Consider the following 7142-nt stretch of genomic DNA (forward strand, 5'->3'; position numbering starts at 1 on the left):
ATTACAGCAGAACTAATTGTTCGGAATAGAAATGGAAAAGTGGTGGCGAATTTTTTAGATTATAACAACGATTGGACGGCAGATGGGGTGCCTGATGGGATTTACTACTATATTTTAAGGTTGAAAGGAAAAGAAGAAAAGGCCTTTAAGGGTTGGGTAGAAATATGGAGGTAAACTTAAAAATTTAAAATGAATAATTAATAATGACCTTCTATTAATTTTACAGAGGCATTATTAATTATTCATTTAATTTAAAGTTCACAAACAAACTTTAATGTATCCACACCATCGGCATAATCCCACAGTTCAGGTTGCTGGCTTTTACCAAAAGGCAGACTGTTTTCATACCAACCATCTTTTGAGACCATGCATTGAATTTTATTTTCTTGCTTTTTCAAAAGGGAATTGAGGTTATTCTCATCCTGGTAGGTCTCATAATAAACCACGGATATGGGAGAAACCAAATCTTCACTTTCTTTGAGTAATAAAAATCCATTGTCATAATGAGGTACTTTGTTCACCAGGTAAATGGATTTATTATAATCGTAATTGTTGGCATATTTATGATGATGAATAACTTCTTGAAATCCTTCTAACTCCTTAATTAAGTGGGGAAAATTGTAATCCTTAGGGACATACAATTTGGAAATGTTTCTACATCCAAGACCAAAATATTGGAAAATATCTTTTCCTAAAGCAGATAGGTCTGAAGGGTTTTCATTTCCATTCAAGATAGCACAAGAAGAGCGATTCTGACGGATGATATGTGGAATTTTGGAGAAATAATAATTGAAATAACGGGCCGTGTTGTCGCTACCTGTGGCAATTACGGCATCCATTTCTTTTAATTGTTCTGTGAGTTGTATTTTTTCGGCAAATGCAGGTTCGATGGAGATCAGTTCTTCAATTAATACTTTTATAAGAAAAGGGTCCTGAGAACTAAGTTTTACAAGAGCCTTGTGTCCACTTATTAGAACGGTGATCAAGTCATGTAAACCTACTAGGGGAATATTACCAGCCATTACAATACCGATGGTTTTTGGGCTTGGCTCTTCCTTAATATGGTAATGTTTAGTCCATTGCTTAAGTTTTTCTTTTTGTAAATAAGTTGTAGCACCTTTAAATGCTAATTCAATGTTTTCTGCTGTATGCCAATTATTATATCCGATCGCCTTTTGAGATAACTCCTCTTGTTCTTTTTGCGTTAAACTCCCTATACGGCTGCCTAATGTAGCTAATGCTTCGATTCTTTCGGAAAGCTTCATGGTATTTGGTGTATAAATTAATAGTCGTGCTTGCTTTTGATCACAAACATAATGTTTATATTTTTGCAAAATTAAGCATAGATATAAATTTTCAGCTGAAAAATAAATATTTGACATGGCAATAATGATCACTGATGAATGCATCAATTGTGGTGCATGCGAACCGGAATGCCCAAATACCGCTATTTATGAAGGTGGTATGGAATGGACTTGGGCCGGTGGAACCGGTTTGAAAGAGGTTGAGTTGGAAGATGGAACACAAATTGATGCCAAAACCTCACAAGAGCCTTATTCTGATGAGTTTTACTATATAGTTTCCGGAAAATGTACTGAATGTGTAGGTTTTCACGAAGAACCTCAATGTGCGGCCGTTTGTCCGGTAGATTGCTGCGTAGATGATCCTGATTATGAGGAAACGGAGGAAGAGTTACTGGCTAAAAAAGAATGGCTACACGTTTAATTGTATAGTTAAATAATATTAGAAATGATAAAAGAGATGCCATAAAGCATCTCTTTTTTTGAATGCAATTTTACCTTTTGTATGGTGGAATTTTATAACTGATATAGTGTCCTGCTAAATCTAAATATATATGTGCAAACATGCTTTGAGTTCAGTATTTATTTATCATATTTTGAAAATTCCAATTTCAGTGTAGAAATATTATCTAAGCAATGAAGGCTGCACCACCATATAGGCTCCAAAATGTTTGTCTTTTCCAGGCTCCACCAAAGGTAAATAACCAGAATATATTAACCCTTTTTTTATAGTAAGGGGATACTTAATTTGCATCTGTTGATCAAAGTTTTCAAATGATTCCTTAAGGTTTCGGAAAATTTTCCAATAACCATTTGATGAGTCATGTAAATGTTCACTCAACCTTATGCTTAGTAGCCCCATTGGGGTTCGACAATTTATTTCTACACAGGGGTGAATTTGAAATTCGTCCTGTTCATTCTTATAAACCAGGACATCTACTCCCAAAAGGCCTCTGTAATTCTCCTGATAGGGACTGTTTTCCAGGGCTTTCAAAATATCCGAGGTGAGTTTATCTAAGCTTGATTTATTTAAAAATGTCCGAAGTTCTTTGGGTAATTCTTTAAGTGGATCTCCCAGAATGGCTCCCTGATATTGTCCGTTCGAATTGGTTAAGAACCGAGAAAAACCTTCAGAATGAATTTTGCCTGAAGGTAATATTTGAAATACCAAAGCCAGATCTGCCACCTTATTTAACCAGGGCTCGGCCATTATACTTCCTTGGCGCTTTAAAATCGTTTTTATCCATTTTAATTGTTTGAAATCAATTTCCTTCTTCTTCAACAATAATATCCCTCTACCCGAAGAGCTCCAAGGAGCTTTTAAAACCATAGGTTTCCATTTTTCCAAACATAAATGGATTTCTTTTTCTGAGTGGCACTCTTGAGGCAAATGTTCTTTTGGAAGATATCCTTGGTTAGGTTTTGTTGAGATAATATGGCTAAGAATTTCCAGGGAAGACATCCTGGCATATAATTTCCGGTGTTTCTCTTCCCATCTTGCCATGAGCCCCTCTTTAAAATTTATGGAGGCAACGTTTTTTATGGGTTGCAATAAACGGTGAACTGCAGGACTCCAACCCCAAGGCCTAATATTTTCAATATCTCTGAGTAAAGTATTTGGTTGTTTTAAAGCCTTTGAAAGTTCTATTAATTGAGGAGGCTGGAAACCAGCTGAGATTAGGCGATCTAAAAATTTTTGGTGGGGTAATTGAGAAACTAAAACAATATCATCCTTTTCTGAAAGAAATATTGGAAGAGTTTCCAAATTTCTTTCAAATGCTTGAAGAACCCCAGGAGGTTGAAAGCCTCTTCCTCCATCAGCTACAGCCAATTCGCAAGTAGGGTTGAAATAAAAAATGTCTGAAGGCATCTGCTTACTACTAATTTGGAAAGGCAAAACTACAAAATGTAAGAGAAATCAACCAGAAGCATTTTTTTAGATAATAAAATGCCTTTTTCATGGTCTCTAAAAGGGCCAAAATATACTCCTTCGTAATATTTCTAAAGCGAGGGAATGAGTATTTGGGTTGATTTACTAAGTGGTTTTGAATGATGGAAGGACTATTCTTAGGAGTTAAAAGGAGAAACTTTCAAGTAGTATTGCTCCGCTAACAAAGCTTAAAAATGTACATGGAAATTCTGAAGAAAGCTAAAATCAATCTTTTTAGGAAGAAAGTACCTCCCAGGAAGGCCAAATATTTTTATTTTAACATATTTGGGTGCATTTCACGTTATATATTTTTTTTATGTGCCAGATGAATGCGTACTTTTGGATTTTAATTTTGATGTTCATTTTTTTAAGCTGATAAAAACTGTTTACAAGAAGTAATGGCGAAAAGAAAGAGTCGTGCCGCTTTGTCTCCTGAGGAAAAACGGCCATTAAACAAACAGAGCTTCGGAAAACTCGCTAAAATATTCAAATTTGTCCTTCCATATAAGTTTATTTTTGTGGCAGGCATGGTTTGCCTGTTTTTTTCTAGTGTAACCTTATTGGGGTTCCCCTTTGCATCCGGCAAGCTGGTTGATGCCGCTACTGGAGCTAGTGACTGGATTTTAAATGACCTCAATAAAATAAGTCTTGCTCTGGTTGGGATTTTATTGGTACAAAGTATTTTTTCCTTTTTGAGGGTTTACCTCTTTGCTCAGGTAAGTGAAAGGGCCATGGCAGATGTTAGGCATACTTTATATCGAAAATTGATGTCATTACCTATGTCTTTTTTTGATGGGAGAAGAACCGGAGAGTTAATAAGTAGGGTTACCAGTGATATTTCATTGCTTCAGGACACGTTTTCTGTTACTTTGGCTGAGTTTTTCCGTCAAATCGCCACTTTGATTGTAGGGATTTTTCTGATCTTCTATATGACGCCTAAGCTGGCACTTTTTATGCTGGCTACCTTTCCCGTTCTTGTACTTTTAGCCATGGTTTTTGGTCGTTTTATTCGAAGGTTGTCCAAACAGTCTCAAGATGAATTGGCTAATGCCAATGTAGTGGTGGAAGAAACCCTACAATCGGTGTCTGCGGTAAAAGCATTTACCAGCGAACGTTTTGAGGTGAACCGCTACAGATCCTCTTTAGATAAAGTGGTAAAAGTAGCTTTGAAAGGAGCTACCTATAGAGGAGCATTTATATCATTTATTATATTCGCTTTATTTGGAGGAATTGTCGCTGTTATGTCTTACGGTGCCCATTTGGTGCAGGCGGGTGAGATGACGGTAGGTGACCTGATTTCCTTTGTGTTGTACACCACCTTTATTGGTGCATCTATAGCTGGTTTAGGTGACCTTTATGGGCAAATTCAGAAAGCTATTGGTGCATCTGAGAGAGTATTGGAAATATTAGAAGAGCGCAGTGAGTTGGATTTGGAAAAGGAAGAAAAGCCTTCCATTCCTCTTTCAGGAAATATTGTTTATAGGAATATAAGTTTTTCTTATCCGGGAAGATCGGATGTGAAAGTTTTAAAGAACATCGATCTACAAATTGGAAATGGGGAAAAAATTGCTTTGGTAGGGCAAAGTGGGGCTGGTAAATCCACTATAGTACAGTTATTAATGCGGTTTTATGATTTTCAGAAAGGAAGCCTGCAAATCGATGGGAAAGACATCAAATCTTATGATTTAAATGCCTATCGAGAAAATATTGGTATAGTTCCTCAGGAGGTACTTTTGTTCGGAGGAAGTATCAGGGAAAATATTGCTTATGGTAAATCCGGAGCCACTGATGAAGAGATTTATGAAGCTGCTCGCAAAGCCAATGCATTAAACTTTATCGAGAAATTTCCAGAGGGATTTGCCACTAAAGTAGGAGAAAGAGGTGTACAGCTTTCTGGAGGTCAAAAACAACGGGTTGCCATTGCAAGGGCTATTCTTAAAGATCCTTCCATTTTGATATTGGATGAAGCTACCAGCTCTTTGGATGCAAAATCTGAACATTTGGTTCAATCGGCATTAAATGAATTGATGAAGGGAAGAACTACAATTATTATTGCGCACCGCTTAAGTACAATTCGAGATGTGGACCGTATTTATGTGCTAAATGATGGGAAGGTGCTAGAATCAGGTACCCATGAAGAGCTTGTCCAATTGAAAGATGGGGCTTATAATCACTTGGTGAGTCTGCAAATGGAATCAAGTACTATACCGGCATAATAATTTTAAACTCTCCAAGGATTGAAATCCTTGGAGAGTTTAAAATTATGCCAACAATTCAAAAAGCCTCATTTTTCTTTTTAATCGATTAGCATGTTGCCCTAATAGATCCCATTCCAAGAGTAAGATGTTAATTTTTTCCTTTGTTGTCTCATTTTTAATCAAGGAGGCTGTGTTTTGGTAGAAATTGTTCAGCAATATGGAAAGAAAAAGCCATGCTTGATTTAATTGTGCAATAGGTTTTTGAATATTTTCCAATTCTTCCCTTAGAACTCCCGCCTGAAAATAAATGATGTGCAGACCAATTTCCATTTTTTCTTTCTGATTATCCTGGCTCATCAGTTTATTTAACTTTTTTAAAGCAGCGTTTTGAATCTTGTGAATTTTTTGAAGATCGTTTTCCCGTCCCGGAAGTTCTACTAATGGAATTTTGATATGGGACCTTTTATGTGTTTTGTAAAAAGGTTGAGCATTAGTATAGGCAGCAAATTGTAAAATACTTTTGTTGGCAACAGAGATTTTTTGTAATTCCTCATTGATCCGGTTAACGGCTAAATGCTGCAATTTACTCCCTTTTAGGTCATATAACCATTTTATAAATTCACTAATTCTCACAATAAATTGACCTAAACTATCATAAACATCCAGGGTGGATTTGTGACTTTTATCGACAAAAGAATTGAGGAGGTTTAAGTTTTTCTTTAGCTGTCTAATAGGAGGGTACTTAGGGAAAAGTCGGGGAGAAAGGGATTTGCTGTAGATTTTTAGTTTTCTGGAAAAATATACAATTTCCTCTAGGGCATGGATGCATTTGGGAAAGATGTTTGAAAGCCATTTTTCCGATTCCAGTTGGGCTGATTGAATTTGAGTTAACCCCACAGAATCATGTAGTGTTGCCTCCAAAAGGGATTTCTGGGTGACACAATGTAATTGAATCGCTTGCCATGATGTCAATGTTTTAAGGTATGATTTAAAGTAAGATTCGATTAAATTTTCATTTTCTTTAAGTAAAGTCTTCTTCATAGGGATTCTTTTGGTTGTGTATCAATGGGTCAAGAATTTGTATGATAAAGGAGGTGGTTAATTTCTTTTTTGAAATGTACCAAGACTGATTTATTGAATTCCTTTTTTATATGTTTTCTGTCTATATTTGGCCTTCAGTTAAAAGAGAAACTCCCTTTAAAGGCAATGGTTTGCGGGAATTGCTTACTTTTCTTTGTTGTTTAACTTTGATGTGCTTGTTTTAATCTGTTTTCAAAATGCGTTCAAATGATATAGGGCTACTGAGGAGTAATTTGTGCAGGGAAAAAAGATCAATATAGATAATTTGAGTAGGTTATTTTACTTATTAATCAATTGTTTATCTGGTACAATCAAGGGAATTCGTTAGTTTTTCAAAACATCGAATGATGAAAGAAAGGACTGGGTTTGGGATAATTTATTTAAACAAATGGAAGGCCATCTTTTTATCAGTAAATTGAATTTTACTAAGATTAGATGGGTTTATTTCGATATTTGAGTTAAAAAATTTTTCTTTAATTATGTAGTATAATAGTAATTTATTATCATGGATTTTATTTTCTGAAGATGTCTTTTTTAACTATTTAAGTTTAGCGAAAAACCAATAATGAATAAAAAGATTACCCTAGGGATTTTATGTTTCGTATCCTTATTATATGTTTCATTTGTAAATAG

Annotated in this window: 6 protein-coding genes; 3 read left to right on the forward strand and 3 right to left on the reverse strand. The window is 35.4% G+C overall.

The genetic code is table 11. The features are described 5' to 3' along the window. Positions 1 to 15 precede the first annotated feature (15 nt). Positions 16 to 174: a T9SS type B sorting domain-containing protein gene (locus E1171_RS24930; protein ID WP_425509616.1), complete on the forward strand. Its 159-nt coding sequence runs from the start codon at positions 16 to 18 to the stop codon at positions 172 to 174. Between the two features lie 77 nt (positions 175 to 251). Here E1171_RS24930 and E1171_RS11600 read toward each other — a convergent pair whose 3' ends face one another. Beyond that, on the reverse strand, positions 252 to 1334 hold the full coding sequence (locus E1171_RS11600) for an acyl-CoA reductase (protein WP_343031341.1): 1083 nt from the start codon (positions 1332 to 1334) through the stop codon (positions 252 to 254). 46 nt (positions 1335 to 1380) lie between these two features. On the opposite strand from E1171_RS11600, the gene E1171_RS11605 reads away from it, so the two are divergent. After that, a complete protein-coding gene (locus E1171_RS11605) occupies positions 1381 to 1725 on the forward strand; it encodes a 4Fe-4S binding protein (RefSeq protein WP_155206171.1) in 345 nt (114 codons plus the stop codon). Positions 1726 to 1926: 201 nt separating this feature from the next. On the opposite strand, the gene E1171_RS11610 is transcribed toward E1171_RS11605, so the two are convergent. Further along, positions 1927 to 3171 carry a hypothetical protein gene (locus E1171_RS11610; RefSeq protein ID WP_155206172.1) on the reverse strand — a complete coding sequence of 415 codons (1245 nt, stop codon included), beginning with the start codon at positions 3169 to 3171 and terminating at the stop codon, positions 1927 to 1929. Positions 3172 to 3629: 458 nt separating this feature from the next. Here E1171_RS11610 and E1171_RS11615 point away from each other — a divergent pair, with 458 nt between their 5' ends. Continuing rightward, on the forward strand, positions 3630 to 5447 hold the full coding sequence (locus E1171_RS11615; RefSeq protein WP_155206173.1) for an ABC transporter ATP-binding protein: 1818 nt from the start codon (positions 3630 to 3632) through the stop codon (positions 5445 to 5447). A gap of 45 nt (positions 5448 to 5492) precedes the next feature. Here E1171_RS11615 and E1171_RS11620 read toward each other — a convergent pair whose 3' ends face one another. Beyond that, positions 5493 to 6470, reverse strand: coding sequence for a hypothetical protein (locus E1171_RS11620; RefSeq protein WP_155206174.1), 978 nt, complete (start codon positions 6468 to 6470; stop codon positions 5493 to 5495). Positions 6471 to 7142: the final 672 nt, after the last annotated feature.

This window comes from Xanthovirga aplysinae (assembly GCF_009711365.1).
GTDB classification, from domain to species: domain Bacteria; phylum Bacteroidota; class Bacteroidia; order Cytophagales; family Cyclobacteriaceae; genus Xanthovirga; species Xanthovirga aplysinae.

Bases quoted from the DNA above. Each gene is read 5' to 3' on its own strand.
- E1171_RS11610 (WP_155206172.1), bottom strand. From the start codon at position 3,171: ATGCCTTCAGACATTTTTTATTTCAACCCTACTTGCGAATTGGCTGTA.
- E1171_RS11605 (WP_155206171.1), top strand. From the start codon at position 1,381: ATGGCAATAATGATCACTGATGAATGCATCAATTGTGGTGCATGCGAA.
- E1171_RS11615 (WP_155206173.1), top strand. From the start codon at position 3,630: ATGGCGAAAAGAAAGAGTCGTGCCGCTTTGTCTCCTGAGGAAAAACGG.
- E1171_RS11620 (WP_155206174.1), bottom strand. From the start codon at position 6,470: ATGAAGAAGACTTTACTTAAAGAAAATGAAAATTTAATCGAATCTTAC.